At 60.2% G+C, this 26454-nt stretch carries 24 protein-coding genes; 14 read left to right on the top strand and 10 right to left on the bottom strand.

What is annotated here, in order from left to right; genetic code table 11:
* Nucleotides 1–60 precede the first annotated feature (60 nt).
* The gene (locus AB4O08_RS13575) at nucleotides 61–519 is read left to right on the top strand and encodes an Rsd/AlgQ family anti-sigma factor (RefSeq protein ID WP_010207432.1); all 459 of its coding nucleotides are present in this window, start codon (nucleotides 61–63) and stop codon (nucleotides 517–519) included.
* 53 nt (nucleotides 520–572) lie between these two features.
* Here the strand turns inward: AB4O08_RS13575 and AB4O08_RS13580 are convergent, their stop codons facing one another.
* Nucleotides 573–1250 (bottom strand): FKBP-type peptidyl-prolyl cis-trans isomerase, encoded by a 678-nt coding sequence (locus tag AB4O08_RS13580; RefSeq protein WP_010207431.1) that lies wholly within the window; start codon nucleotides 1248–1250, stop codon nucleotides 573–575.
* A 192-nt stretch (nucleotides 1251–1442) separates the two neighbouring features.
* Between AB4O08_RS13580 and AB4O08_RS13585 the strand changes: the two genes are divergently transcribed.
* A complete protein-coding gene (locus AB4O08_RS13585) occupies nucleotides 1443–2630 on the top strand; it encodes an AlgP family protein (protein ID WP_137205812.1) in 1188 nt (395 codons plus the stop codon).
* Here AB4O08_RS13585 and AB4O08_RS13590 read toward each other — a convergent pair.
* Nucleotides 2627–3094, bottom strand: a complete 468-nt coding sequence (locus tag AB4O08_RS13590; RefSeq protein WP_021492614.1) for a TIGR02444 family protein — start codon at nucleotides 3092–3094, stop codon at nucleotides 2627–2629. The two genes, AB4O08_RS13585 and AB4O08_RS13590, sit on opposite strands and share 4 nt — an antisense overlap.
* A 50-nt stretch (nucleotides 3095–3144) precedes the next feature.
* On the opposite strand from AB4O08_RS13590, the gene AB4O08_RS13595 reads away from it, so the two are divergent.
* From AB4O08_RS13595 to AB4O08_RS13615, 5 genes are all read left to right on the top strand, one after another.
* Nucleotides 3145–5055, top strand: coding sequence for an ATP-binding cassette domain-containing protein (locus AB4O08_RS13595; protein WP_010207427.1), 1911 nt, complete (start codon nucleotides 3145–3147; stop codon nucleotides 5053–5055).
* Nucleotides 5055–5627, top strand: coding sequence for a mechanosensitive ion channel family protein (locus tag AB4O08_RS13600; RefSeq protein ID WP_010207425.1), 573 nt, complete (start codon nucleotides 5055–5057; stop codon nucleotides 5625–5627). The genes AB4O08_RS13595 and AB4O08_RS13600 overlap by 1 nt, the downstream gene beginning before the upstream one ends.
* Before the next feature lie 88 nt (nucleotides 5628–5715).
* The gene (locus AB4O08_RS13605; protein WP_010207423.1) at nucleotides 5716–6348 is read left to right on the top strand and encodes a LysE family transporter; all 633 of its coding nucleotides are present in this window, start codon (nucleotides 5716–5718) and stop codon (nucleotides 6346–6348) included.
* Nucleotides 6349–6618: 270 nt separating this feature from the next.
* Nucleotides 6619–8514, top strand: a complete 1896-nt coding sequence (locus tag AB4O08_RS13610; RefSeq protein WP_010207422.1) for an FTR1 family protein — start codon at nucleotides 6619–6621, stop codon at nucleotides 8512–8514.
* Between the two features lies 1 nt (nucleotide 8515).
* Nucleotides 8516–8971, top strand: a complete 456-nt coding sequence (locus AB4O08_RS13615; RefSeq protein WP_021492616.1) for a YaiI/YqxD family protein — start codon at nucleotides 8516–8518, stop codon at nucleotides 8969–8971.
* 47 nt (nucleotides 8972–9018) lie between these two features.
* Here AB4O08_RS13615 and elbB read toward each other — a convergent pair whose 3' ends face one another.
* Nucleotides 9019–9684: an isoprenoid biosynthesis glyoxalase ElbB gene (gene elbB / locus AB4O08_RS13620; protein WP_460114182.1), complete on the bottom strand. Its 666-nt coding sequence runs from the start codon at nucleotides 9682–9684 to the stop codon at nucleotides 9019–9021.
* A 116-nt stretch (nucleotides 9685–9800) separates the two neighbouring features.
* On the opposite strand from elbB, the gene AB4O08_RS13625 reads away from it, so the two are divergent.
* Complete coding sequence (locus tag AB4O08_RS13625; RefSeq protein ID WP_021492617.1) at nucleotides 9801–11036, top strand: sterol desaturase family protein; 1236 nt, start codon at nucleotides 9801–9803, stop codon at nucleotides 11034–11036.
* Here the strand turns inward: AB4O08_RS13625 and AB4O08_RS13630 are convergent.
* Nucleotides 11017–11646 (bottom strand): DedA family protein, encoded by a 630-nt coding sequence (locus AB4O08_RS13630; protein ID WP_010207418.1) that lies wholly within the window; start codon nucleotides 11644–11646, stop codon nucleotides 11017–11019. The two genes, AB4O08_RS13625 and AB4O08_RS13630, sit on opposite strands and share 20 nt — an antisense overlap.
* A 208-nt stretch (nucleotides 11647–11854) precedes the next feature.
* On the opposite strand from AB4O08_RS13630, the gene hemB reads away from it, so the two are divergent.
* Nucleotides 11855–12868 (top strand): porphobilinogen synthase, encoded by a 1014-nt coding sequence (gene hemB, locus AB4O08_RS13635; protein ID WP_069672952.1) that lies wholly within the window; start codon nucleotides 11855–11857, stop codon nucleotides 12866–12868.
* Nucleotides 12869–12886: 18 nt separating this feature from the next.
* A complete protein-coding gene (gene ppk1, locus AB4O08_RS13640) occupies nucleotides 12887–15109 on the top strand; it encodes a polyphosphate kinase 1 (RefSeq protein WP_010207416.1) in 2223 nt (740 codons plus the stop codon).
* 512 nt (nucleotides 15110–15621) lie between these two features.
* Here the strand turns inward: ppk1 and AB4O08_RS13645 are convergent.
* Complete coding sequence (locus AB4O08_RS13645; protein WP_305436700.1) at nucleotides 15622–16857, bottom strand: hypothetical protein; 1236 nt, start codon at nucleotides 16855–16857, stop codon at nucleotides 15622–15624.
* Nucleotides 16858–17146: 289 nt separating this feature from the next.
* Nucleotides 17147–18649: an exopolyphosphatase gene (gene ppx, locus AB4O08_RS13650; RefSeq protein ID WP_010207414.1), complete on the bottom strand. Its 1503-nt coding sequence runs from the start codon at nucleotides 18647–18649 to the stop codon at nucleotides 17147–17149.
* Between the two features lie 444 nt (nucleotides 18650–19093).
* Here ppx and AB4O08_RS13655 point away from each other — a divergent pair, with 444 nt between their 5' ends.
* From AB4O08_RS13655 to AB4O08_RS13670, 4 genes are all read left to right on the top strand, one after another.
* Nucleotides 19094–19744 carry a DUF1120 domain-containing protein gene (locus tag AB4O08_RS13655; protein WP_029529026.1) on the top strand — a complete coding sequence of 217 codons (651 nt, stop codon included), beginning with the start codon at nucleotides 19094–19096 and terminating at the stop codon, nucleotides 19742–19744.
* Between the two features lie 184 nt (nucleotides 19745–19928).
* Nucleotides 19929–20576 carry a fimbria/pilus chaperone family protein gene (locus AB4O08_RS13660; RefSeq protein WP_231501120.1) on the top strand — a complete coding sequence of 216 codons (648 nt, stop codon included), beginning with the start codon at nucleotides 19929–19931 and terminating at the stop codon, nucleotides 20574–20576.
* Nucleotides 20577–20583: 7 nt separating this feature from the next.
* Nucleotides 20584–23100, top strand: coding sequence for a fimbria/pilus outer membrane usher protein (locus tag AB4O08_RS13665; RefSeq protein WP_305375399.1), 2517 nt, complete (start codon nucleotides 20584–20586; stop codon nucleotides 23098–23100).
* Entirely contained in the window at nucleotides 23090–23629 is a 540-nt protein-coding gene (locus tag AB4O08_RS13670; RefSeq protein ID WP_187516864.1) for a DUF1120 domain-containing protein, read from the top strand. The genes AB4O08_RS13665 and AB4O08_RS13670 overlap by 11 nt, the downstream gene beginning before the upstream one ends.
* Here AB4O08_RS13670 and AB4O08_RS13675 read toward each other — a convergent pair.
* From AB4O08_RS13675 to AB4O08_RS13690, 4 genes are read right to left on the bottom strand one after another with little or no spacing between them, the layout of a single operon-like run.
* Nucleotides 23601–24338, bottom strand: a complete 738-nt coding sequence (locus tag AB4O08_RS13675; protein WP_010207409.1) for an amino acid ABC transporter ATP-binding protein — start codon at nucleotides 24336–24338, stop codon at nucleotides 23601–23603. The two genes, AB4O08_RS13670 and AB4O08_RS13675, sit on opposite strands and share 29 nt — an antisense overlap.
* Nucleotides 24325–24975: an amino acid ABC transporter permease gene (locus tag AB4O08_RS13680; RefSeq protein WP_010207408.1), complete on the bottom strand. Its 651-nt coding sequence runs from the start codon at nucleotides 24973–24975 to the stop codon at nucleotides 24325–24327. Before AB4O08_RS13680 ends, AB4O08_RS13675 begins: the two co-directional genes overlap by 14 nt.
* Nucleotides 24972–25640 carry an amino acid ABC transporter permease gene (locus AB4O08_RS13685; RefSeq protein WP_010207407.1) on the bottom strand — a complete coding sequence of 223 codons (669 nt, stop codon included), beginning with the start codon at nucleotides 25638–25640 and terminating at the stop codon, nucleotides 24972–24974. Before AB4O08_RS13685 ends, AB4O08_RS13680 begins: the two co-directional genes overlap by 4 nt.
* Before the next feature lie 17 nt (nucleotides 25641–25657).
* Complete coding sequence (locus AB4O08_RS13690) at nucleotides 25658–26443, bottom strand: transporter substrate-binding domain-containing protein (RefSeq protein WP_010207406.1); 786 nt, start codon at nucleotides 26441–26443, stop codon at nucleotides 25658–25660.
* Between the last annotated feature and the right edge of the window lie 11 nt (nucleotides 26444–26454).

A 26454-nucleotide genomic window follows, 5' to 3' on the forward strand; every position in this document is an offset into this window, starting at 1 on the left:
ATCCTTGAAGTGTTGCGCGGGCACCAGGCGGCAGCGCCCCTATAGGGAAGAGAGATCACCATGCTGGAAAGTTGTCAGAATGCTCAGGAACGCTGGGGTGGGGTGCACAAGCTGATCGACAGCTGGCTGAAGGCACGTCACGAACTGGTTCGGGCCTTTGATGCACTCGGCGCCAAGCCCGAGGCACTGGCGGAGAACCGTGAACCGTTGCAGGATTTCTGCGGTGTGTTGGTGGACTACGTGTCAGCCGGCCATTTCGGCGTCTACGAACAGCTGACCAAGGAGGCGGAAGCCTTCGACGATCAGCGTGGCTTGGAATTGGCTGAGACCATTTACCCACGCATCGATGTCATCACCGAAAAGCTATTGGCCTTCACCGACCTGTGTGATGCCGGAAACTGTGTTGCTGCAAAATTCAAAGAATTGGGCGCACTGTTGCATGAGCGATTCGAGCTGGAAGATTGCTTGATCGAAGTGCTGCACAACGCTCATAAGGAAGAGCCTGCTACCCAGGCTTGACCCTCGACAGCCCTACAAAAAACGGTGCGCATGACGCACCGTTTTTTATGGCCTCAGTGTCGGGTGCCGAGTAACTCGATCTCGAACACCAGGGGGGAATAGGGCGGAATCAATTCGCCGGCACCGTCAGCGCCATAGGCCTGGGCTGATGGGATCACCAGGCGCCATTTCGCACCCACCGGCATCTGTTGCAATGCACTGCTCCAGCCGTTGATCACGCTGTCCAGGCGAAACCACTGGGGTTGCGTGCTTTGGTCGAACACCGTCCCATCGGGTAACCGCCCCACGTACTTCACTTGAACTTGATCGCTGGCCGTTGGCTTGTCGCCAGTGCCGGGGGTGAGCTCGGTGAGCAAGATTCCATCCGCTAATTCGCGCACGCCTTTTACGGCTTTTTCCTTGTTCAGGAATTGGTGTTCGGCCGCGAGTGCTTTTTCGCTTTGCGATGCCTGCGAGTCGGTTTCGGTCTGTGCTTCGTGCTGGGCAAGAATCTGCTCGATGCGTGCGTTGTCCAGTGCCAACGGCTTGCCTTGATACGCTTGCTTTAGACCGTCGATCAACGCCTGCAGCTGCAGGTCGGGAACCTCCTGGCGCAAGCGTTCGCCGAGGCTTGCGCCAAGGCTGTAGGCGAGGTCGTGCTGGTTTGGTTCAGTGGTTTTTGCGGGCGATTGCTCGCTCGCATTGGCCCCTGATATCGCCAAGCCAAGCACAAGGAAAAGATAACGCGACATGGGGATTCTCCCGCCGAAAGTGCGACGGATTATGCCAGTGTGAACGGGTAAAAAGAGCCGTGTATTTTCGTTATATCGATAAGAATTTCCGCACGGTGCAACGCAAGTCAAACGATACTGTCAACATGCCCTAGCGGCGGTAAGAGCAGAGGGCTAGTATGAGCCGCACCCACGTCAGCCAGGAGGTAAACCATGTCGGCCAAACAGAAGCCTGTTAATACCCCGTTGCATTTACTCCAACAACTTTCGGGCAGCTTGCTCGAACATCTGGAAAGCGCCTGTTCCCAAGCGTTGGCCGATGCAGAAAAACTGCTCGCCAAGCTGGAAAAACAACGCGGTAAAGCGCAAGAAAAGCTGCACAAATCCCGCACCAAACTGCAAGACGCCGCGACTGCCGGCAAGGCCAAGGCTCAAGCCAAAGCCAAAGACGCTGTCAAAGAACTTGAGGATCTGCTGGACGCCCTCAAGGATCGCCAAGCTGAAACCCGCGCCTACATTTCCCAACTCAAAAAAGATGCTCAGGAAAGCCTGAAACTGGCCCAGGGCGTTGGTCGTGTGAAAGAAGCTGTGGCTAAAGTGCTGGGCGCTCGTACCCCTGCAAAAGTTGTTGCTGCGAGCTCGGCGAAAAAGCCGGCGAGCAAAGCTGTTGCTGCCAAGGCACCGGTTAAAGCCACCGCAAAACCTGCTGCCAAAACCGCTGCTGCAAAACCAGCCGCCAAGCCAGCTGCCAAAACTGCTGCTGCAAAACCAGCCGCCAAGCCAGTTGCCAAAACCGCTGCTGCAAAACCAGCCGCCAAGCCAGCTGCCAAAACCGCTGCTGCGAAACCAGCCGCCAAGCCAGTTGCAAAAACTGCTGCTGCGAAACCAGCCGCCAAGCCAGCTGCCAAAACTGCTGCTGCAAAACCAGCCGCCAAGCCAGTTGCTAAAACCGCTGCTGCGAAACCAGCCGCCAAGCCAGCTGCCAAAACCGCTGCTGCAAAACCAGCCGCCAAGCCAGCTGCTAAACCTGCTGCTGCGAAACCAGCCGCCAAGCCAGCTGCCAAACCTGCTGCTGCAAAACCAGCCGCCAAGCCAGCTGCTAAAACCGCTGCTGCAAAACCGGCCGCCAAGCCAGCTGCCAAACCCGCTGCTGCCAAACCGGCCGCCAAGCCAGCTGCCAAACCTGCTGCTGCCAAACCAGCCGCCAAGCCAGCCGCTAAACCTGCTGCGGCAAAACCCGCTGCAAAGCCAGCCGTTGCCAAGCCAGCTGCCGCAAAACCAGCAGCGGCCAAGCCAGCAACACCTGCTGCTGCCCCGGTAGCATCCACCGCCCCAACTGCACCGGCCAGCAGCACCCCTGCTCCGGTAGCGCCAAGCACCAACCCAACCAGCGCTTCCTAAGTGCTGGTGGCCACGGGGCGCAGCTGATGCAGCGCGCCGTGGTCAAGGTTGGCGGCATCCTCAGCCGCCAGTCCTTCCAGCCACAGTTGCGGGTCCATCGCATCGCCTGCCGGCCACGATTGTGCCAGTGCTTCCAGTCGCGCCAGCAACTGCCGTTCGGCGTCCAGCTCCAGGGCCTTTACCCGCTCGCGTAACCCCGCCAGATCTTCATCCTGCTGCGCCATGCCACGCCATTGTGTGCGTACTCGACGTAACGGTTCGATCACTTGTGTCCGCCACGGCCTGGCAATCTGTCTCAGCGCTTGCAGACGCTCGGTGGTTACTGCCACAGCGCGCTGCTCCAACCACGCACCACACAGCAACAGGCACACATCTGCGCCTTGCTCCTGCAAACGCAGGCATGCGGCTTCGACACCCGGACGGGCGTAGGTCGTGAGGGCAAAGCTCCACAGGTCAGCGTTCATATTCACACCCAAGCCAGCGGCCAACGAAGCTGGTAGACTCCGCCGCCATTATGATCCGACTTCAAAGCCTAACATTACAGCGTGGCCCGCAACGTCTTCTCGAAGACGCCGAGCTGACCCTGCACGCCGGTCACAAAGCCGGCCTGATCGGTGCCAACGGCGCCGGCAAATCCACGTTGTTCGCCCTGCTGCTGGGTGAGCTGACCCCGGATTCCGGGGACTGCTTGCTGCCCGCCGACTGGCGCATCGCCCATATGCGCCAGGAGATCGACACCCTGGACCGCATCGCGATCGACTACGTGCTCGATGGCGACCTGCGCCTGCGCCAGGTGCAACACGACCTGGCCGAGGCCGAGAAAGCCCAGGACGGCGCCGCCCAGGCTCGCCTGCATTCCGAGTTGGACAGCGCCGACGGCTACACCGCCGACGCCCGCGCCCGCAAGATGCTCGCCGGCCTTGGTTTTACCAACGAACAGATGGACCGCCCGGTCGCCGACTTCTCTGGCGGCTGGCGCATGCGCTTGAACCTTGCACAGGCGCTGATGTGCCCTTCGGACCTGTTGCTGCTCGACGAACCGACCAACCACTTGGACCTCGATGCGATCCTGTGGCTGGAAGACTTCCTCAAGAATTATCAGGGCACCTTGCTGCTGATCTCCCACGACCGGGATTTTCTCGACGCCGTGGTCGACAACATTGCCCACGTCGAACAGAAGAAAATCACGCTCTACCGTGGCGGCTACACCGCGTTCGAACGTGCTCGCGCCGAACGCTTGGCCCAGCAACAACAGGCCTACGAGAAGCAGCAGGCGCAGCGCGCGCACATGGAAAGCTACATCGCCCGCTTCAAGGCCCAGGCCACCAAGGCCCGCCAGGCCCAGAGCCGGATCAAGGCCCTGGAGCGCATGGAGGAACTGTCGGCGGCGCACGTCGATTCGCCGTTCGACTTCGTGTTCCGCGAGTCGGTGAAGATCTCCAGCCCGCTGCTGGATCTTTCCGATGCACGCCTGGGTTATGGCGACAAAACCATCCTGGAAAAAGTGAAGCTGCAGCTCACGCCGGGTGCGCGCATCGGTTTGCTCGGCCCCAACGGTGCGGGTAAATCGACACTGATCAAGAACCTGTCGGGCGAGCTTTCGCCTCTGGCCGGCCGCCTGACCCGTGGCGAGAATACGGTGGTGGGCTACTTCGCCCAGCATCAGCTGGATTCTCTCGATTCCAAGGCTAGCCCGTTGCTGCACCTGCAGCGTCTGGCGCCGACCGAGCGCGAGCAGACCCTGCGCGATTTCCTCGGGGGGTTCGACTTCCGTGGTGCGCGCATCGACGAGCCAGTGCTGAACTTCTCCGGCGGTGAAAAAGCCCGCCTGGCCCTGGCATTGATCGCCTGGGACCGTCCGAACCTGTTGCTGCTCGACGAACCGACCAACCACCTGGACCTGGAAATGCGCCTGGCGCTGACCATGGCCCTCCAGGAATTCAGCGGTGCGGTATTGGTGGTGTCTCACGATCGCCACTTGCTCAAGAGCACCACGGACAACTTCCTGCTGGTGGCGGACGGTAAAGTCGAAGAGTTCGACGGTGACCTGGACGACTACGCGCGCTGGCTGACGGATTACCGCCTGCGCAACGCGCCGGTCAGCAATACCCCGGTCAACCCCGACAAGACCGACAAGAAAGCCCAACGTCAGGCTGCCGCTGCGTTACGCCAACAATTGGCGCCGCACAAGCGTGAAGCCGACAAGCTGGAAGCCGAGTTGGGCAAGGTGCACGAGCGCCTGGCCAAGATCGAGACCAGCCTGGGCGACAGCGCCGTCTACGAGGCTGCCCGCAAGGACGAGTTGCGCGACCTGCTGGCTGAACAGGCCAAGCTCAAGGTACGCGAAGGGCAATTGGAGGAAACCTGGATGGAAGCCCTCGAACTGCTCGAAACCCTGCAAGCGGAGCTGGAGGCGCTGTCCTGATGGAAGCGTTGCAACTGCCAATACCGACGCAGTGGGTCGAACCCGTCTGGGTCGGCGTGCAAATCCTGCTGATCCTGCTGGCCGGCTACCTCGCCCAGCGCTTTGTCGCCAAGGGCCTCACTCGCTTGGGTGAGCGCTACCCGTTTCCGCCGCAACTGCTGATGCCGCTGCGCGGGGGCCTGCGCTGGCTGATCATGGGCAGTGCGTTGATTTTTGTGCTGGGCCGCCTGGGTGTGTCTGCCACGGTGTTGTGGACGGCGCTGTCGGGGTTTGTCGCGGTCGCCGCGGTGGCGTTCTTCGCCATGTGGTCGGTACTGTCCAACCTGCTGTGCGCCATTCTGATCTTCACTGTCGGGCCGTTTCGCCTGGGCGATATCGTCGAATTGGTGGATACCGTCGACAAACCGGGGGTGAAGGGTCGTGTCGTGGCGATCAATCTGCTCTACACCACGTTGATCGAAGTGGCAGAGGCGGGTACTGACAGCGCGATGGTGCAAGTGCCCAACAGTCTGTTTTTCCAGCGTTCTGTTCGGCGGTGGCCAGGTACCCACGTGTTTCCGGGCGACCGCTAGCATTCACATCTTGTAAAAATCTATAGCCAGCCTTTGGTCGGCGGAGTTAGCTTAAGGCACAACAGCGAACTCCCTTCCGAGGTGTGCAATGGCACTCGATACGTGGCTGGCCTTTTTCCTGGCCAGTTGGATCATCTCCCTTTCTCCTGGCGCTGGCGCCATCGCCTCGATGTCCAGCGGCCTGCAATACGGTTTCCTGCGTGGTTACTGGAACGCCATCGGCCTGCAACTGGGCCTGGCGATGCAGATTGCCGTCGTTGCTTGCGGCCTGGGTGCCATTCTGGCGACGTCTTCCACCGCCTTCTATGCGATCAAATGGTTTGGCGTGGCGTACCTGGTGTACTTGGCCATCAAGCAATGGCGCGCTTTGCCCATGGACATGACCGATGAAGCGGCCGTGCGCCCGATCGGCAAGCCGATGGCGATGATGTTCCGCGGCTTTCTGGTGAATGCCAGCAACCCCAAGGCCCTGGTGTTCATGCTGGCGGTACTGCCGCAGTTCGTGAACCCGCAGGCGCCGCTGCTGATCCAGTACCTGATCCTGGGGGCGACGATGATCTGCGTCGATATGGTGGTGATGGCGGGTTATACGGGGTTGGCGTCGAAGGTGTTGCGCCTGCTGCGTACGCCTAAGCAACAGAAACGTCTGAACCGTACGTTTGCGGGGTTGTTTGTGGGGGCGGCGGGCTTTCTCGCCAGCCTGCACCGCGCAACGGCATAACTGACGAAACCGGATCAAACATGTGGGCGCTGGCTTGCCGGCGATAGCATCACCTCGGTGTTTCTGAAACACGGGGGTGTCTGCATCGCAGGCGAGCCAGCGCCCACATTTGATTTGTGTTGCGTGCGGTAAACGCCGAGATCATCTCCTGTCGCCTGCCACTCGATGTGATAGTGCCCATCTCTAAAAACGCCAAATCACTTACGCCTTGAGTCAAACCCGTTAAAGCCTAACAATGTGTTACTTCGTATTTCCATTTGAGATTCGTTCATGACTGCCCCCTTCCGTTTTCTCGTCTGGCTACTGTTGCCGGCGTTGATGTCGTGCAGCTTCAACCTGTTGGCCGCGACTGCCGAGGGCGCCCCACAAGCCCTGCATTTGCTGGACTACATTGGCGCTGACTATCCACCGACGGTGGAGGCGGGCAAGGTGATCGATGAATCCGAATACCGCGAACAGCTTGAGTTTCTCGGGGTGCTGCAAGGCCTGGTGGCAGAACTCCCTCAGCGGCCGGAGCGCGCTGCGTTGGTCAAAGGCGTCGATGAACTGTTAGCGGCTGTCACTGCCCGTCAGGACGGTGCGACAGTCGCCCGGCAAGCCCGTCAATTGGGCGCTCAACTGGCCGTGGCTTATGAGGTCAGCCAAGCCCCGGCGATCACCCCTGATCCAACGCGCGGCGAGCCGCTCTACGCCCAGCATTGCTCGGTGTGCCACGGCACGACGGGGGCCGGTGATGGCCCGGCCAGCGTCGGTATGACGCCGCCACCAGCCAATCTGCGTGACCCTGTGCGCCTGGACCGCCTGAGCCTCTATGCGGTCTACAACACCCTCGGTCTGGGCGTTGAAGGCACCGACATGCCGTCCTTCTCCGACCAACTGGACGACCGCCAGCGCTGGGACCTGGCCACGTATATCGCCGGCTTCACCGCAGACCCGGCCGCCGCGAAAAGCGAGCAACCGTTCAACCTTGCGGACCTGGCACGCCAGACCCCCAATGAAGTACTGGCCGCCAGTGGCCCTGCTGCTGCCGCGACGTTCCGCGCCCAGCGTGCGCAACCGCCGCAGGTCAAGCGTGGCCCGGCGCAGTTGCTCGATTACACCGCCACCACCCTGGACAAGAGCCTGGCCGCATTCCGCAACGGCGACCACGAACAAGCCTACGACCTGTCGGTAGCCGCGTACCTGGAAGGCTTTGAGCTGGTGGAAAGCTCGCTGGATAACGTCGACGCCAACGTGCGCAAGGACACCGAGAAGGCGCTGATGGCCTACCGGCAGTCGTTGCAGGACGGTTTGCCGGTGGAGCAGGTGCAGCAACGCCTGGATGTGGCCAAGGGCAAACTCACCGAGTCCGCCGGCTTGCTGGGCAGTGATGGCCTGAGTTGGTCGCTGAGCTACATCTCCGGCTTGCTGATCCTGCTGCGCGAAGGCCTGGAAGCCATTCTGGTGCTGGCGGCGATCCTCGCGTTCCTGCGTAACACCGGCCAGCAGTCGGCGGTGCGCAGCGTCAACGTGGGTTGGGGGCTGGCGCTGTTGGCGGGTCTGGCGACCTGGGCATTGGCCGCATATGTGATTGACGTGAGTGGCGCCCAGCGCGAGTTGCTTGAAGGCTGCACGGCGCTGTTTGCCAGTGTGATGGTGTTGTGGCTCGGCGTGTGGATGCACGACCGCCGCCACGCCGCCGCCTGGCAGGACTACATCAAGAGCAGCCTGGTAGGCGGCGGCGGGCGTTTCGGCTTCGCGATGCTGGCGTTCTTCTCGGTGTACCGCGAGCTGTTCGAAGTGATCCTGTTCTACGAAACCCTGTGGCTGCAAGCCGGCCCGGCTGGACACAACGCCGTGCTGGCGGGTGGTGCGACGGCGCTGGTGCTGTTGGTGGGCCTGGCGTGGGTGATCCTGCGTGGTTCGGCGAAGTTGCCGCTGGCGCTGTTCTTCGGCATCAACGCGGCGTTGCTGTGCGCGCTGTCGGTAGTATTTGCGGGGCATGGCGTGAAGGCGTTGCAGGAAGCCGGCATCTTCGGTACTCGCCCGGTGGCGTTCTTTGACTTCGACTGGCTGGGCATCCACGCCGATGCATACTCGCTGAGTGCGCAGGCTGTGGCGATCCTGGCGATCGTGGTGTTGTATGGCCGCAGCCGAGTGGCCGAGAAGCGCCGAGTGGCGGCCTGACATGCGGGTGTGGATCGATGCCGATGCCTGCCCTCGTGCAGCCAAGGACCAGGTGGTGAAGTTCGCCCTCAAGCGCCAGTTCGAGGTCGTGCTGGTGGCCGGTCAGAGCCAGATCAAGCCGAGCTTTTCGTGTGTGAAGCTGATCGTGGTGCCCAGCGGCCCGGATGCAGCGGATGACTACCTCGTAGAGCACGCGGTGCCTGGCGAGTTGGTGATCTGCAGCGACGTGCCGCTGGCCGACCGCCTGGTGAAAAAGGGCGTCACCGCCCTCGATCCACGGGGCAAGGAGTTCAGCCCGGCGAACATGAGCGAACGCCTGGCGGTGCGTAACCTGTTCACTGACCTGCGTGAACAGGGCCAAATGGGCGGTGGTCCACCGCCCCATGGCGAGAAGGAAAAGCAGGCCTTTGCCAATGCTCTGGACCGCATTCTCACTAAGTTGATGCGTCCCGGTTGACCTCGGTAGGGGAGCCCGCGCACCACGGTTGAATGATTGGCTGCTCGTCAGTCGTTTTCGTGGGTGAGTTCCAACACCCGGTCCACCAGCTTGTTGATCCCCGAAGCGACCTCACTGATGTTTTTGCCGAGCATATAAGCCGGCGTGCTCACCAGCTTGCGCGCCTTGTCCTCGACGATATCTTCCACCGTGCACTCCTGGTGGGTGGCGCCCATTTTGTCCAGTGCGGCAGCCGTGTCGGCACAGTTGCCGATGGTGCAGGTCACGCCCGGGCCATAGATCTTCGCCGCCAGGGCCGGTGAGATACAGATCAGCCCCACAGGCTTGCCGCCTTCGGCAAAGGCCTCGGCCAGCTCCAACACCTGCGGGTTGACGCTGCAGCCGGCGCCTTCCACGGCAAAGTTCGACAGGTTCTTCGCCGCGCCAAACCCGCCGGGCACGATCAGCGCGTCGAAGTCTTCGGCATTGGCTTCGCGGATGTCTTTCACATCACCGCGGGCAATTCGGGCCGACTCCACCAGTACGTTGCGTGACTCGGGCATTTCTTCGCCGGTGAGGTGGTTGATCACGTGCAGTTGCGCGATGTTCGGGGCAAAACATTGGACTTGAGCGCCGCGCTGGTCCAGGCGCAGCAAGGTGATCACGCTTTCTTGGATCTCTGCGCCGTCATACACGCCGCAGCCGGAAAGGATCACTGCAATCTTTTTGCTCATGGGCATTTCTCCTGGGGTCTTGGCGTTAAATGTCTACTAATTTGTCATCTGTTGCCAATGGGATCTCGCGTCGCTGCACCTAATCTTGATGTAACAAAAATAGACCGGACCAGACCATGGACTTCGTGCCTTACGCGGTACCGTTTTTCATCGCCTTGATCGTGGTAGAGCTGCTTGCCGACCGCTGGCGCGGCGAGCGCAACTACCGGGTGGCGGATGCCATCAATAGCCTCAGCACCGGCGTGCTCTCGACCACCACGGGGCTGCTGACCAAGGGCGTGGGGCTGTTGACCTACGCGTTCGCCCTCAAGCACCTCGCCGTGATCGATCTGCCGGCCCAGAGTGTCTGGACCTGGGTGTTCGCCTTCGTGTTCTACGACTTCTGCTACTACTGGCTGCATCGCATGGGCCACGAACGCAACATCCTGTGGGCCGCGCACTCGGTGCATCACCAGAGCGAGGACTACAACCTCAGCACCGCCCTGCGCCAGACCAGCACCGGTTTCCTGCTGAGCTGGGTCTTCTACCTGCCCCTGGCCGTACTCGGCGTGCCATTGGTGGTGTTTATCAGCGTGGCATCGCTCAATTTGCTCTATCAATTCTGGGTACACACCCGGCATGTGCCGAAGCTCGGCTGGTATGAGTGGTTTTTCGTCACGCCGTCCAATCATCGGGCCCACCATGCACAGAACGCTCTCTACATGGATCGCAACTACGGCGGGGTGTTCATTTTTTGGGACCGGCTGTTCGGCACCTTCCAGGAAGAAGACGACAACGAACCGGTGATCTTCGGCGTGACCACGCCCTTGGCCAGCTGGAATCCACTGTGGGCCAACCTGCAGTTTTATGCGCAGTTGTGGAGTGATGCGCGGCGTACCGAGCGTGGGTGGGACAAGTTGCGTATCTGGTTCATGCGCACTGGCTGGCGCCCGGCGGACGTGAAGGCCAAGTACCCGTTGGCCAAGCATGACCTGACGCAGTTCCGTAAATTCGAGGTGCCGCTGGATGTACGTCAGCAGATCTATATCGCCCTGCAATTTGCGGCGTATGTGGGCTTTGGCAGCTATTTGATGAACGTCGGCGAAGGGCTGCCCACGGCGGCGCTGGTCCTGGGCTGGAGTGCCATGGCGCTGGGGTTGTTTACCTTGGGTGTGGCCCTGGAGAATCGCCCATGGGCGCTGAAGGCCGAGCTTTTACGGCTGGTGCTGAATGTGCCGCTGGTTTGGCTGGCGCCGCTGGTCGGGCTATGGCCAGCCAGCCACCTGGGCTGGCTGGGCCTGCTGAGCTACAGCCTGCTCAGCGTGATTGGCCTCTACTGCTGCAGAAGCCGGTTTACTCGACTGGTGTCTTAGGCGTTTCGACCGGGACCGGCTCGGCGGCGAGCCGGGCCTTGGCACAGGCCTCGCGGGCAATGCGCGCATTCTTGATACGGCGGCGCAGCCACAGGCCGAAGCCCAGTAGCAGCAACGCGCCCAATACCCACAGCTCGTATTTCTTGATGCTGCCCAGCATGCCTTCCAGCACTGCCCCGAAGTGATAGGCCGCAGCGCCTAAGGCCAAAGCCCAGATCGCGGCGCCAATACCGTTGAGGATCAGGTAGCGCAATGGCGGATAGCCAGAAAGGCCGATCGCCACCGGCATGACCGTGCGCAATCCGTAGACGAAGCGGAAGCTCAACACCCAGATATCCGGGTGCCGGCGGATGTGCTCCAGAGCCTTGTCACCCATTAATTGCCAGCGCGGCTTGCGCGCCAACAGCTTACGGCCGTGCTTGCGGCCCATGTAATACCAAAGCTGATCGCCGGCATAGCTGCCGAAAAAGGCAACGACCACCACCAGGTTGATATCCATGTAGCCACGGAACGCCAGGAAGCCCGCGAGAACCAGAATGGTCTCGCCTTCAAAGAAGGTGCCCAGGAAGAGCGCAAAGTAGCCGAAGTCATGCAGAAATTGTTGAAGCATGGTCTGGGGTGCTGGCGAAATGAACGCGCAGCCTACGCCTTCACGAAGATTCATGAAAGTATCGAGATGTGTCACGAAGTGAACAATTCCTACAGAAGTGACGAATGCGACTTCAGGTCGCATCCTTAAGCACAACTGTCATACCTTCGTCATAATGGCCGCTTATAACTGCAACGCTCGCCCGTAAACCCGGGCTCAGGAGTCTGTCGTGAGCTTTACCCCTGCCAATCGCCTGTTCCCCGCCACCCGTCTGCGTCGCAATCGTCGTGATGATTTCTCTCGCCGCCTGGTGCGGGAAAACGTACTGACGAGCAACGATCTGATCCTGCCGGTCTTTGTACTGGACGGAGAAAATCGTCGGGAAGCGGTGGCATCGATGCCCGGTGTGGAGCGTTTGACCATTGATCTGCTGCTTGAAGAGGCCGCCGGTTGGGTTGAGCTGGGAATTCCTGCATTGGCGCTGTTCCCGGTCACGCCTTCTGAACTCAAGTCCCTGGATGCTGCCGAAGCCTGGAACCCGGAAGGGATCGCCCAGCGTGCCACCCGCGCCTTGCGCGAGCGTTTCCCGGAGCTTGGGGTGATCACTGACGTGGCGCTGGACCCGTTCACCACCCACGGTCAGGATGGCATTCTTGACGAAGACGGCTATGTTCAGAACGACATCACCGTCGATGCACTGGTCAAGCAGGCCTTGTCCCACGCAGCGGCAGGTGCCCAGGTGGTTGCGCCGTCGGACATGATGGACGGTCGCATCCAGGCGATTCGCGAAGCCCTGGAGCTGGCGGGTCACGTCAATGTGCGGATCATGGCCTACTCGGCCAAGTACGCCAGCGCCTATTACGGCCCGTTCCGCGACGCGGTGGGTTCGGCGCTGAACCTGGGCAAGGCCAACAAGGCTTCGTACCAGATGGACCCGGCCAACAGCCATGAAGCCCTGCACGAAGTAGCGGTCGACCTGGCCGAAGGCGCTGACATGGTGATGGTCAAGCCGGGGATGCCGTACCTGGACATCCTTTATCGGGTCAAAGAAGAATTCAAGGTGCCGACGTTTGTCTATCAGGTCAGCGGCGAGTACGCGATGCACATGGCTGCAATACAGAATGGATGGCTGAGTGAAGGGGTGATCCTTGAATCCCTGACAGCCTTTAAACGCGCCGGGGCTGATGGCATTCTGACCTACTTCGCCGCCCGCGCCGCCCAATTGCTTAGAGAGCAACAATAGCCCTCACAGGAACATTCGATGAATACCGAAGGACTCTCAGAAGTTGCCGTAAAAGACGCTCACCCGGTGGTTGAACAAGTCACCGAGACCCCGCCGGAGCATGAGCCCGCCGCGCCTGCCGTGGTGGCCGAACCGCCCGTGCCGGCCCCGGTGGTCGCCGTGACCAACCTGGATGACAGCAGCCTGTACATCCACCGTGAGCTGTCACAACTGCAATTCAACATCCGCGTGCTGGAGCAGGCGCTGGACGAGTCCTATCCGCTGCTGGAGCGGCTCAAATTCCTGCTGATCTTCTCCAGCAACCTGGATGAATTCTTCGAAATCCGTGTCGCCGGCCTCAAGAAGCAGATCACCTTCGCCCGCGAGCAAGCCGGCGCCGACGGCCTGCAGCCGCATCAGGCCCTGGCACGTATCAGCGAGTTGGTGCACGGTCATGTGGACCGCCAATATGCGATCCTCAACGATATCCTATTGCCGGAACTGGAAAAACATCAGGTCCGCTTCATCCGTCGTCGTCACTGGACCACCAAGATCAAGACCTGGGTGCGCCGTTACTTCCGTGACGAGATCTCGCCGATCATCACCCCGATCGGCCTCGACCCGACGCACCCGTTCCCATTGCTGGTGAACAAGAGCCTCAACTTCATCGTCGAGCTGGAAGGTATCGACGCCTTCGGTCGCGATTCTGGCCTTGCCATCATCCCGGCCCCACGCCTGTTGCCACGCATCATCAAGGTACCGGAAGAGGTGGGGGGGGCTGGCGATAACTATGTATTCCTCTCGTCGATGATCCATGCCCACGCCGATGACCTGTTCCAGGGCATGAAGGTCAAGGGCTGCTACCAGTTCCGCCTGACCCGTAACGCCGACCTGGCACTGGACTCCGAAGATGTCGAAGACTTGGCCCGTGCCCTGCGCGGCGAGTTGTTCTCGCGGCGCTACGGTGATGCGGTGCGGCTTGAAGTAGCGGATACCTGCCCGAAACACCTGTCGGACTACCTGCTCAAACAGTTCAACCTGGCCGAATCCGAGCTGTACCAGGTCAATGGTCCGGTCAACCTGACGCGCCTGTTCAGCATCACCGGCCTGGACAGCCACCCGGAGCTGCAATACACGCCGTTCACCCCGCAGATCCCGAAACTGCTGCAGAACAGCGAGAACATTTTCAGTGTGGTGAGCAAGCAGGACATCCTGTTGCTGCACCCGTTCGAGTCCTTTACGCCGGTGGTCGACCTGCTGCGGCAGGCCGCCAAGGACCCGCACGTCCTGGCCGTACGCCAGACCCTGTACCGCTCCGGCGCCAACTCGGAAATCGTCGATGCCCTGGTCGACGCCGCGCGTAACGGCAAGGAAGTCACGGCGGTGATTGAGCTGCGTGCGCGCTTCGATGAGGAATCCAACCTGCAGCTGGCCAGTCGTCTGCAAGCGGCGGGTGCGGTGGTGATCTACGGCGTGGTGGGCTTCAAGACCCACGCCAAGATGATGCTGATCCTGCGCCGTGAGGCCGGTGAGATCGTGCGCTACGCCCACTTGGGCACCGGTAACTACCACGCCGGCAACGCCAAGCTCTACACCGACTACAGCCTGCTGACCTCCGACGATGCCTTGTGCGAAGACGTCGGCAAACTGTTCAGCCAGTTGATCGGCATGGGCAAGACCTTGCGCATGAAGAAGCTGCTGCACGCGCCGTTCACCCTCAAGAAGGGCATGCTCGACATGATTGCCCGCGAGACCCAGTTCGCCCTCGACGGCAAGCCGGCGCACATTATCGCCAAGTTCAACTCGCTGACGGATCCGAAGATCATCCGCGCGCTGTACAAGGCCAGCCAGTCCGGTGTGCGCATCGACCTGGTGGTGCGTGGCATGTGTTGCCTGCGCCCTGGCATTGTCGGGGTGTCGCACAACATTCATGTGCGCTCGATCATCGGTCGCTTCCTGGAGCACACGCGGGTGTTCTACTTCCTCAACGGCGGTGAAGAGCAGATGTTCCTCTCCAGTGCCGACTGGATGGAGCGCAACCTCGATAAGCGTGTCGAGACGTGCTTCCCGGTGGAAGGCAAGAAGCTGATCATGCGGGTCAAGAAAGAGCTGGAAAGCTACCTCACCGACAACACCCACAGCTGGAGCCTGCAGTCGGACGGCCGCTATGTGCGCAACACGCCGACCGGCAACCAGAACCCGCGCAGTGCGCAGGCGACGTTGTTGGAGAAGTTGGGTAGCCCGATTCTCACCGTGAATTAAAACCCAACGCGGTCAAAAAAATGTGGGAGGGGGTTTGCTCCCACATTGGTTTTCGATGTGTTTCGGTTAAGGCATTAGCAATAAATCTTTGTTATTACATCGCCAGGACTCACGCGCCCCCATCGGTAGCCACCTTTGCAAACGGCAGGATTAGGGGCATTTTTCTCTGCAGGGGACCCGGCTCCTGTTCGCTCGGTGGGTTTTTCTTTGCGTTCGAATAACTCTTCCAAAAGTCTCCAATTATTTGGATATGAACCTCCTAGGTAATAAGTTCCGTTTACCCAAGTTCCAGCCTCAGCGGGTTTTGGCATCATTACTTGGCTAACGGCCCACATACACAGGAACCCACTGACAACCATTTTGAATTTCATGAGTGCAACTCCTTCCTTAGTACAAGCAGCGGCATAACCATTACCCAGGCCAGTTTTCACGGACTGCCGCCAATACGCAGCAGTGCTGGCGTCATAGCGCTAACCCTGTTCAGTCTTTACACGCCATGCATCCCCCGCTTTTCACGGAAGCGTCGCCGTTACAGCAATAGCGGTTTGCGTGGCATCCATGACCACACCGGCCATATGCGCGCCGTTTTTGGAGATAGCCGTCACCCGGTTGTTTTTGCCTCCGCCAATCGACGGCAGACACACGCTTCCCGTCGTCTGCGTCCAGGTGCAACCCAGTGAGTATTGGTCGTTGGTGAGGATATTCAGCCCAACGACATTACCGCCGACGATTGCACCGGCTTCGCCCCATACGCTTCCACTCGGAAAAAGAATGAATGTGATGATCGGGATGGGAAGTGTTGAGGGTAGCCAGGTCATGTACTGGTTTCGTCCATCGGCGGTGTTCTGGGAGACCAATACCTGGCCTATCTCGTTGATATTGATAACCATGTTCTTAGACCCCGAGGATAAGGTCAGCACCAAGGGGGTGGCAGTTTTGCTGCTCCAGAATGCACTTTTCGCCACATTCACCGCCGAGTTTGGATAGAGGCATGTGCCGACGAAGCTTGAGGCCTTAGTGGCACTGTTGACTATGCAGTTAGTGGCGCCAGGGGGCAGGGGCAGGTCGGTCAGGGTATAGAACGATCCGGTTTTTTCCGCGACTCGCGCAGTGGTGTTGCCGGCATTGTTCGGGCAATTGAGCGCGATTTTCGGGGTGCCGGTGGTGGGCAGGTTGAGGTCCGCGACGGTGCAATTATCGCCCCAGTCGGACACGCGTTCCGGGGTGCTGCTACCGGTCGCATAAAACACCACGGTACCCCGGCTATCGGCGTTATAGCTTGACCCCGCCACGTCGCCTTGGTCATTGATCGCAACGCCTTCGGTGGCGACATCTTGGGGGCGTAGCAGCGGAATTAACCACGTGGAAGGCAGCGGATTCAGTTTGGTGGGCGCGGTACTGGGGGACGTGGCTTCCCAGGTCGTCCCGAAATGCGAGTTGCTGGCGTCCCTGCAATCGCCCACTACTTTCCCGGTGTTGGACACTGCCCAAACGCGGCACGGTTGGCCGGTCGCCAGGGGCGGGAGCGCGATCTGGGAGCCGCTACCGACGGCCACCCACGGAATATCGTTGGCGGTAGTGCTGGCCGGCGTGCAGTTGCCCACGGTGATGCCGCTATCATTGATGTCGATCGGCGCGCATTGCGCACCTGCGGTTACGGCGAAAGGCGTCCATGTGGCTGCATGGGCGACACTCAGGCCTGTCGCATAGAGGCCTAAGCCCAGAAGGGTGATAGCCGATAATTTCATAGTGAGTCCTTCCTTGGGGTGATGCGGTCTACGGGTGCTCTGCGTTACTGCCTGTTACGCGAGAGGGGTGAGCGGGAGTAAAGATTGATCAGCAGATATGCACAACTGTCATATCTGACAGGTCTGCATGAGTGGCTAACGGGAGGGGCAAGGTGTTTTTGCGCGGGCCAATGTGTGAAGGGGCCTGCTCCCGATTGCGGTATGTCAGTCACTGGATACGTTGACTGAACCACCGTAATCGGGAGCAAGCCCCCTTCCACATTGGTTGTATGGTGTTGTCTGGATCGGGTCAGCGCAGGTTCAGGTTGAACCCCACCCGCGTCAGCCACTCGGCTTCCTGACCAAAATCCGCCTGGGTCAGTTGGTTTTCATCCAGCCAGCCTTTCGGGAACACCACGTCCAGGCTGTCGCCGTTGGCACGCAGGGTCACTTGGGGCATTTCCTGGGTACCACGAATATGGTGGAACAGGATCGCAAAGCGCAGCAGCACGCACAGGCGGATCAGCTTGATGCCTTCGTCACCGAATTCAGCGAATTTGTCCTTGGGGATGTTACGGCGATGGCCGCGCACCAGCAGGGCGAGCATTTGCTGGTCTTCGCGGGAGAAGCCGGCCAGGTCCGAGTGCTCGATCAGGTAAGCGCCGTGCTTGTGGTAATGGTAGTGGGCGATATCCAGGCCCACTTCATGCACCTTGGCGGCCCAGCCCAGCAGCTCGCGCCATACGCCGTCTTCCAGGTCCCAGTCTTCGGCCACCTGGTCGAAGGCGTGCAGGGCTTTGCGCTCCACACGGGCGGCCTGTTGCAGGTCGACGTGATAACGCTCCATCAACGAAGTGAGCGTGCGCTCACGCACGTCTTCATGGTGGTGGCGGCCTAGCAGATCATAGAGCACACCTTCGCGCAGGGCGCCGTCACAGTGGTCCATGCGTTGCAGCTCAAGGGCGTCGAAGATCGCTTCGAGAATCGCCAGGCCGGCCGGGAAGATGGTGCGACGATCGGGCTTGATGCCGTCAAAGTCGATTTTCTCGGCATCCCCCAGCTTGAACAGCTTGCGCTTGAGCCACGCCAGGCCTTCGGCATTCACTTCGCCAGTGCCGTGGCCGCCGGCTTTCAGGGCCAGGCCGATCGCGCGGATGGTGCCGGACGAGCCGATGGCTTCATCCCAGGTCAGGCGGTGCAAGGCGTGCTCGATGCTCATGATCTCCAGCCGCGCCGCCGTATAGGCCTGGGCATAGCGCGCCGGGGTAATCTTGCCGTCCTTGAAATAGCGCTGGGTGTAGCTGACGCACCCCATTTGCAGGCTTTCGCGCAGCAACGGTTCGAAGCGTTGGCCAATGATGAATTCGGTACTGCCGCCGCCGATGTCGGCGACCAGGCGTTTGCCGGGGGTGTCGGCCAAGGTATGGGACACGCCTAGATAGATGAGACGCGCCTCTTCTCGGCCGGAGATGACTTCGACCGGATGCCCAAGGATCTCCTCGGCGCGGCGGATGAAATCGCCACGGTTGCGGGCTTCACGCAACGCGTTGGTGCCGACGATTCGCACGGCACCCAAGGGCATGCCGTTGATCAACTGGGCAAATCGCTTGAGGCAGTCGAGCCCGCGCTGCATGGATTCTTCGTTGAGCTGACGCTCGTCGTCGATGCCGGCAGCCAGTTGCACTTTCTCGCCGAGCCGCTCAAGGATGCGGATTTCGCCGTTCTGGGCCTTGGCCACGACCATGTGAAAGCTGTTGGAGCCCAGGTCGATGGCGGCGATCAGGGACAGATTCTTGGCTTGGGATTGCGGCATGGTAAGGGGGTCTCGGTCGATAACCCAGCCATCGTGCCACGATCGACCTTTGGTGCCAACGCGTACCGCTTCGGTAATTTTCCTGCAGGTGTCTGTGAGGAATTCTTGTGGGAAATGTAGGGCGGTTTTCTAAGTTTAAAGAGAACGGGGATTTATCTTTGTAGGAGTTATTAACATTTTGTTGTTTTTATACTGTTTGTGATTTTGCCTACAAGGAAGCGATTAATAGCTTATTGGTTTTGTATTTGCGCCTACTTAGTCGTTCGGCTTGGCTCACTATTTGTTTTTACAGTTCCCACAATGACTGATGCCTAATCTGATTCTTTAGTCAGGTACAAAAACGACAGACTGTCATCCGGCAATTACGCCGTGGTGTTATTTATTTAGGCTCGGAATTTTCGGCCGTCGTAAATGCGCCTACTCATTACAGATGACAGGTTGAATATGAAAAAAATGCTTGGTGTGACAGTGGGTGCTCTTTGCTTGGCCGCCAGTATCGGGGCTCATGCAACGAATGTTGCTGAACTGATTGTACGAGGGACTATCAAACCGGTGGCGTGCAACCTTAGCCTCGCCGGTGGCGGCATCGTCGATTACCAGACAATTCCCGCCTCAAGCTTGTCGCCGACACAGTTCACGCCTCTTGCAGCAAAAACCGTGGGCTTGAACATCAGTTGCGGCCAAGCACCGGCGCAGTTTCGAGTGATGCTGAGCGACCTGCAATCCGCCAGCAAGGTGACAGGCATCCTCGGTGCCGGGTTCACCGAGGCTCAGAACTATGGCCTGGGCCTTGCCAATAGCAAGCGTACCGGTGGGTACTCCGTGACTCTCAAAAACCTGCAATCTTCCAGCGGGACCCTGACCCCTATCATGCGCAGCAGTCAGGGGGCGGCCTGGCAGAACAGTGACGGTAAAGTCGCCCAATCGCCTTCCCAGTATTCATGGCGTAGCGGCACCACTGTGGTGCCGGCATTCGTTAACAGTCTTACAGGCACGCTTGAAGTGAAAGCCGTTATCAATCGCACGCAGGATTTGGACCTGACCCGTGATGTAACGCTGGATGGTCGCACCAGTCTGTCAGTGGATTACATCTAAGTACGTCATTGATAGCCGACATAAACGCAAAGGCACTTACTTGCCTTTGTTAAGTGTCGGCTGTTTTAGCGTGTGCGTTTGTGGGTGTTCAACTTTATGGCTGTGGGGAAAATCGGTGAATGTTCTATCAATAATCGTGACGTCGTTGCTGCGCTATATAAGCTTTTGCCTTTTTTTGTGCGGTATGGCAGTCGCGGACGGAATGCAGCCCGAGACAACCGTTGTCATACTGAATGAAGAAGAAGGTGAGGCGACACTTAATGTTAAAAACACGGACCCCCGCCCTGCGTTACTTCATTCAGTCATACAAAACATACCGGAAGACCTCGAACCCTTGTTGATCGTGACGCCTCCGATTACGCGGGTGGAGGCGGGCGACACTCAACTGGTTCGCTTCATCAGTACCACGAAGAAACCGCTCAAGACCCAACGCCTGAAACGAGTTTCCTTTGAAGGCATCCCCGAGGCACGTGCGCCTGGCGGTGCGACCATTGGTATCACCCTGCGCCAGAGCCTGCCATTGATCCTGCACCCCAAAGGCTTGGCCAGGCATGACGCGCCCTGGCAGTTGCTGACATGGAAGCGTGAAGGGGATCAGTTGCGGGTCCACAACAACAGCCCTTACGTCGTGCGCCTGGGGATGGAAGTACAACTGCATCCGCAGGCAAGCGTTGCAACGTTGCCGCGAACGTACATCCTGCCGGGCGAAGTGCTGACGCTCGCGTCGGAAGACTCGGTGGCGGGCGTGGTGGCCGTGGGGATTCAACCGGCCACGGTCTACGGGTTTACGGTGGACAGTTACCGCGCGCCCGTTACGGCTGAGGCGGATTGACGGGCCTATGAAAAAAATCAGGCATACCCGTCGCTCTGCCAATAGCGTGCCGAGCACTATTTCCCAGGCTCGCTCCAGAATTCTGCTGGGGCTTGCGACGCTGTGGAGTCTGCCAGGTAGCAGCGCAGCGGTTGGGTTGGGGGAAGGTTTTGATCTGGCCGCGCTGACCTCCCTTGGGATTGATCCGCAGGTGTCTGAATACTTCCGTAGCGCAGCGCGCTTTCGCGAAGGTGTTCATGTGGTCGGACTGCGAGTCAATGGCACGCCGCTGGGGTTGGTTGACGCCCGTTTCGATTACCAGGGGCAGTTGTGCTTCACCCCTGCATTGCTGGCAAAAGCCGGTCTGGTTACCCCGTCCAAGGTTCTGCGCGAGGGCATCACCCCTGATCAGGCCTGCCATGATTTCGTTGGGGAATATCCGGCGACCATGGTGCGACTGCGCCCCAGCAGCGACGAGGTCACACTGGTGGTGCCGACCCAGTCCCTGCGTGCGCCGGAGTGGGAGGGCGGGAGTTTTTCCGAGGGTGGCGCGGCCGCGCTCTTCAACTACGACGTATTGGGTTTCGATACCCACGCGCGCAGTGGGTCAAGTCGTTTCGTGTCGGCCTATACCGAGGCGGGATTCAACCTGGGTAATTGGATTGTACGCAGCCGCCAGTTTTATGTGTCCGACAATGGCAAGACGCGCACCGAACAGGTGAATGCCTATGCCCAGCGCGATATCGCGGCGTTGCAGTCGACCTTCCAGGTGGGGCAGATTTCCACCAACAACCCTATATTCGGCGGCGTACAACTGACGGGCTTGCAGTTCTTCCCGGATGGCCAGCAGCGCTCCGGTGCGGGCGACAGCAATGTCGTCGTTGAAGGGCTGGCTCAAAGCCAGTCACGCGTCGAAGTCCGTCAGTCGGGCGCATTGATCCACTCCACCCTGGTGCCGGAAGGTCCGTTCAGGCTGACCGGTTTACCGTTGCTGAACAGCACCAGCGACCTCGACGTGAGCGTGATTGACGTGCGTGGGGCAAAGCGCAGCTTCGTGGTGCCCGCTGCGTCCTTTCTTGGTGGGGCTCCGGTGGAGCCGGGGTACTATTTTTCCCTCGGTAAGGTGCGTGAGACGACCCTCGACAACCAGCAATCCCCTGTGGTTGCCATGGGCAGCGGCACCTGGGGGTTGGGCCAGCGCTCGTCGTTGGGTTTCGGTTTGCTGAGTACCGACGAATATCAGTCGGCAGGCGGATCCCTGAGCAGTGTGTTTTTCCATCAGGTGACCGTGGGCGTGCGCCATAACCTGTCCCGTGATGCTCAAGATGAGGTGGGAGGTGCGCGGAGCACGCTGTCTTTGGGGATTCCGTTATTTGCCAACCTTGATATCAACCTGAGTGCCTCGGCACAGAGCCGTGGTTACCGGGAGGTACTGGACGCCGGCCAGGCGTCGAGGGGGTACGACCTCGATGCGCGTTTTAAGCGCCAGTACACGGCCGGTTTGAGCTGGGCGGACCCGTCCCTGGGTGGTTTCTCCCTCGGTTTCACCCGTAGCTCGCAATTTGACGGGCAATCCAACGATCACCTCTTTGCCTCGTGGAACAACACGTTCAACGGCGTGGGTGTCGCACTGATCGCCGACGCTCAGGTAGACGCGACCGCGCCTCGGAGCCTGGAGCCGATTCGGGGCGGCCGCCGCAACGATCGGCTGGACGAGGGCATGTCTGTCAGGCTGCAGGTCACGGTGCCCCTCGGGACTGATCGGAGTATGAGCACTTACGTCAGTCGTCGAGGTGACCGGCTGGATGCCGGCACCGCCCTCAGCGAGCGGGTCAACGACTATGTGAACTACGAGGTCGGTGTCGATCGGGACATGAAAGAGCGAGAGCAAAGCGTGCGCGGCCGTGTGGACGTCTTGCCGCTGTATACCCGCGTGAGCTTGGGCGTCGACCGTGATCCGTCGAACACCCATTATTCCGGCCAGCTGCAAGGCGGCATCGTGGCCCATGAGCACGGCGTGACCTTCTCGCCGTATGCGGTGCAGGACACGTTTGGCATTGTCTCGGTGGGCGATATCGGAGCGGCCAAGGTTTCGACACCCCAAGGGCCGGTATGGACCGATTTCAGCGGCCAGGCAGTGATCCCCGGGCTGCAGGCCTACAGCAACAACCATCTGCAGGTGCAGACCCAGTCGCTGCCCAAGCGCGTCGACTTGAAGAACGGGACCAAGGTGCTCGCTGCCGGTCGGGGCTCAGTCAATATTCTCAACTTTGACGTGGTGAAAGTCCGTCGTCTATTGCTTGAAGCCCAGGACGAAGAGGGCCGACCACTGCCTCAAGGTGCCGCGGTGTTCGGTGAAGACAACAACTTTGTGACCAGCGTAGTGGGCGAGGGCATGGTGTTCCTGAGCAATATCGATGGGCCGCAAACCCTGACGGTTTCACTGCCGGACGCCAAATCCTGCCGGCTGCAAGTCAATCCTGAGCAAGAGCCTGACGATGACACACTCTACGAAACCGCACCGGTGGTCTGCCATGTTCGCTAAGCGCAGGAGCCTGTGGCTGGTGTGGGTGGTCCTTGTGGCGAGCCAGGCGCAAGCCGACAACTGCCGGATGACCTTGAGCGAGCCCCGGGTCGATTATGGGGTGATTCGTCCTTCGCAAGCGACCTCCGGCCGGGCGACAGTGACGCTGGACACGCCACGTACGCTGCACCTGAGCGTGCTTTGCACGAATGCTTCGACGATGGCGCTGCGTTTCAGCGGTGTCGCCGCCGATGCCCAAGGCTTTCAGTTCGGGCGGCAAGGGCGTTTTACCTTGAGCCTGAGGCAGGCTCAGGTCGACGGCAGGCCGGTATCGTGGCAGCCCGATGAAGCCGGCAACGGGCAGCTGTTACCGGGTCGTGCGTTGTATGCGAGCGCAGGCGGTGCGCCGGTGACGGGCCGTCGGTTGACGGCGCAGGTGGAAATAGCGGTTCAATTGCCGGCCAATGCCCTCTCGGTCCGTCGAGAGGTGCTGCTGGAGGGGCATGGCCAGTTCGAACGGGTCAGTGCGACTGTTCCGTCGAACCAATGAAGTTGGCCAGCTCGGCGGTTTGCGGGCTGGCGAACAACACTTTGGGGTCGCCTACTTCATGCACCTTGCCCTGGTGCATGAACACCAGCTTGTCGCCGACTTCACGGGCGAAGCGCATTTCGTGGGTCACCATGATCAGGGTCATGCCGTCCTTGGCCAGTTGGCGCACCACGCTGAGCACTTCGTTGACCAGTTCCGGGTCGAGGGCCGAGGTGATTTCGTCGCACAGCAGCACCTTGGGCGACATGGCCAGGGCGCGCGCAATCGCCACGCGTTGTTGCTGGCCGCCGGACAGGCGATCGGGGAAGGCGTCGAACTTTTCGCCCAGTCCGACGCGCTCCAGCATTTGCTTGGCTAATTGGGCCGCCTTGGCCTTCGGCACTTTCTGCACCACTTGCGGCGCAAGCATCACGTTTTCGCCGACGGTCAGGTGCGGGAACAGGTTGAATTGCTGGAACACCATGCCGACTTTCTGCCGCAGGCTGCGCAGGTCGGCGCGGGCGGCGTCGAGGTATTCGCCATCGACTTCGATCACCCCGTCGTTGATCGACTCCAAGCCATTGAGGGTGCGCAGCAAGGTGGATTTGCCCGAACCGCTGCGGCCGATGATCGCCACCACCTGGCCTTCTTCGACGGTCAGGTCGATGCCCTTGAGTACATGGTGATCGCCGTAATACTTATGCAGGGCGGAAATTCTAAGCAGAGGCATGCAGTCTCCTTTCCAGGTAGCGCGCACTGAGGGACAAGGGGTAACAGAGCAAAAAGTAACCAAGGGCCACCAGGCCGTAGACCATGAAGGGTTCGAAGGTAGCGTTGGCGAGCATGCCGCCGGTCTTGGTCAGTTCCGTGAAGCCGATGATCGAGGTGACGGCGGTGCCTTTGACCACCTGCACCGAAAACCCCACGGTAGGCGCGACGGCAATCCGCAGCGCCTGGGGCAGGATTACGTAGCGCAGTTGCTCCAGCGGGTTAAGCGCCAGGCTGGCCGAGGCTTCCCATTGCCCGTGGGCGATGGAGTCGACGCAGCCACGCCAGATTTCGGCGAGATAGGCGCTGGTGAACAATGTCAGGGCAATCGCCGCCGCCAGCCAGGGCGAGATATCCACACCGAGCAGGGCGATACCGAAAAACACCAGGAACAGTTGCATCAACAGCGGCGTGCCCTGGAACAGTTCGATATAGGTGCGTGCAAGGTTGCGCGGGAAGGCTTTGCGGCTGATGCGCATCGTCATCACCAGCAAACCGATCACACCGCCGCCGACAAAGGCCACCAATGACAGCAGCAAGGTCCATTGCAGGCCCGTGGCCAGGTTGCGCACGATGTCCCAGAAGGAAAAATCACTCATCGGCTGTTCCTCATCACGAAGCGGCGGCCGATCCAGTTGAGCAACTGGCGAATCATCAACGCCATACACAGATACACCAGCGTGGTCAGGGCATAGGTTTCAAAGGCGCGGAAGTTGCGCGACTGGATAAAGTTGGCGGCAAAACTCAGTTCTTCAGTAGCGATCTGGGAGCACACCGCCGAGCCGAGCATCACGATGATGATTTGGCTGCTCAGGGCCGGCCACACTTTGCCCAGCGCCGGCAGCAGCACGACGTGGCGGAAAGCTTCGAAGCGTGTCATGGCCAGTGCGGCGGCGGCTTCAAGTTGTCCGCGCGGAATAGCCTGAATACCGGCGCGGATGATTTCCGTGGAATAGGCGCCCAGGTTGATCACCATTGCCAGCACGGCGGCTTGCCACTCGGTGATCTTCAGCCCCAGGGACGGCAGGCCGAAGAAGATGAAGAACAACTGCACCAGGAACGGCGTGTTGCGGATCAACTCGACATACACGCCGAAGCACCACGCAAACGGCTGGATCTTCCACGCCCGCACCACGGCGCCGACGGTGCCCAGGGCTACACCGAGGATGGCGCCGATGGCCGTCAGCTCAAGGGTAAACAGCGCGCCACGCAACAGCAGATCGGTATTGGCCAGCACTGGCACGAAGTCAAATTGATACGCCATGAGTCAGCTCCGTCGCTTTAGAGATCGGCGGGCAGTGGCTCTTTCAGCCATTGCATAGCGTTCTTTTCCAGGCTGCCGTCGGCTTTGGCCGCGACCAGGATCTGGTTTACCTTCTCCAGCAGCGCCGGCTCGTTCTTGTTCACGCCCACGTACACCGGCGAGTCCTTGAGTTTCACTTTCAGCGCGGGCACGCGTTTCGGGCTGCGCTCGCTGATAGCCACCATCACTACGTTGCCGCTGGCGATCAGGTCGACTTGGCCGGCGAGGTAGGCGGCGATGGTGGAGTTGTTGTCTTCGAAGCGCTTGATGGTGGCCTCCTTGGGTGCCACGGCGGTCAGCTCGATGTCTTCAATGGCGCCACGGGTCACGCTGATGGTCTTGCCCTTGAGGTCGTCGGTGCTGCTGATGGCCGCTTCAGGCGGGCCGAACACGGCCAGGTAGAACGGTGCGTAAGCCTTGGAGAAGTCAATGACCTTTTCCCGCTCGGCGTTCTTGCCCAGGCTGGAGATCACCAGGTCGACCTTGCCCGTGGTGAGGAAGGGAATACGGTTGGTGCTGTTGACCGGGGTGAGTTCCAGCTTGACCTTGAGTTGGTCAGCCAGCAGCTTGGCGGTGTCGATGTCCAGGCCGCGGGGCTTCATGTCAGGGCCGACCGAGCCGAAGGGCGGGAAGTCCTGGGGCACGGCGACCTTGAGGGTGCCACGGGCGACGATGTCGTCCAGACCGTTGGCCTGGGCGGGTGCCTGGCTCAGCATCAGGCTGGCAAACAGGGCAGTAAGCAGGGCGCTGTAGCGCTTGGTCATGGCAACTCTCC

Source organism: Pseudomonas sp. H3_E07, assembly GCF_054668895.1.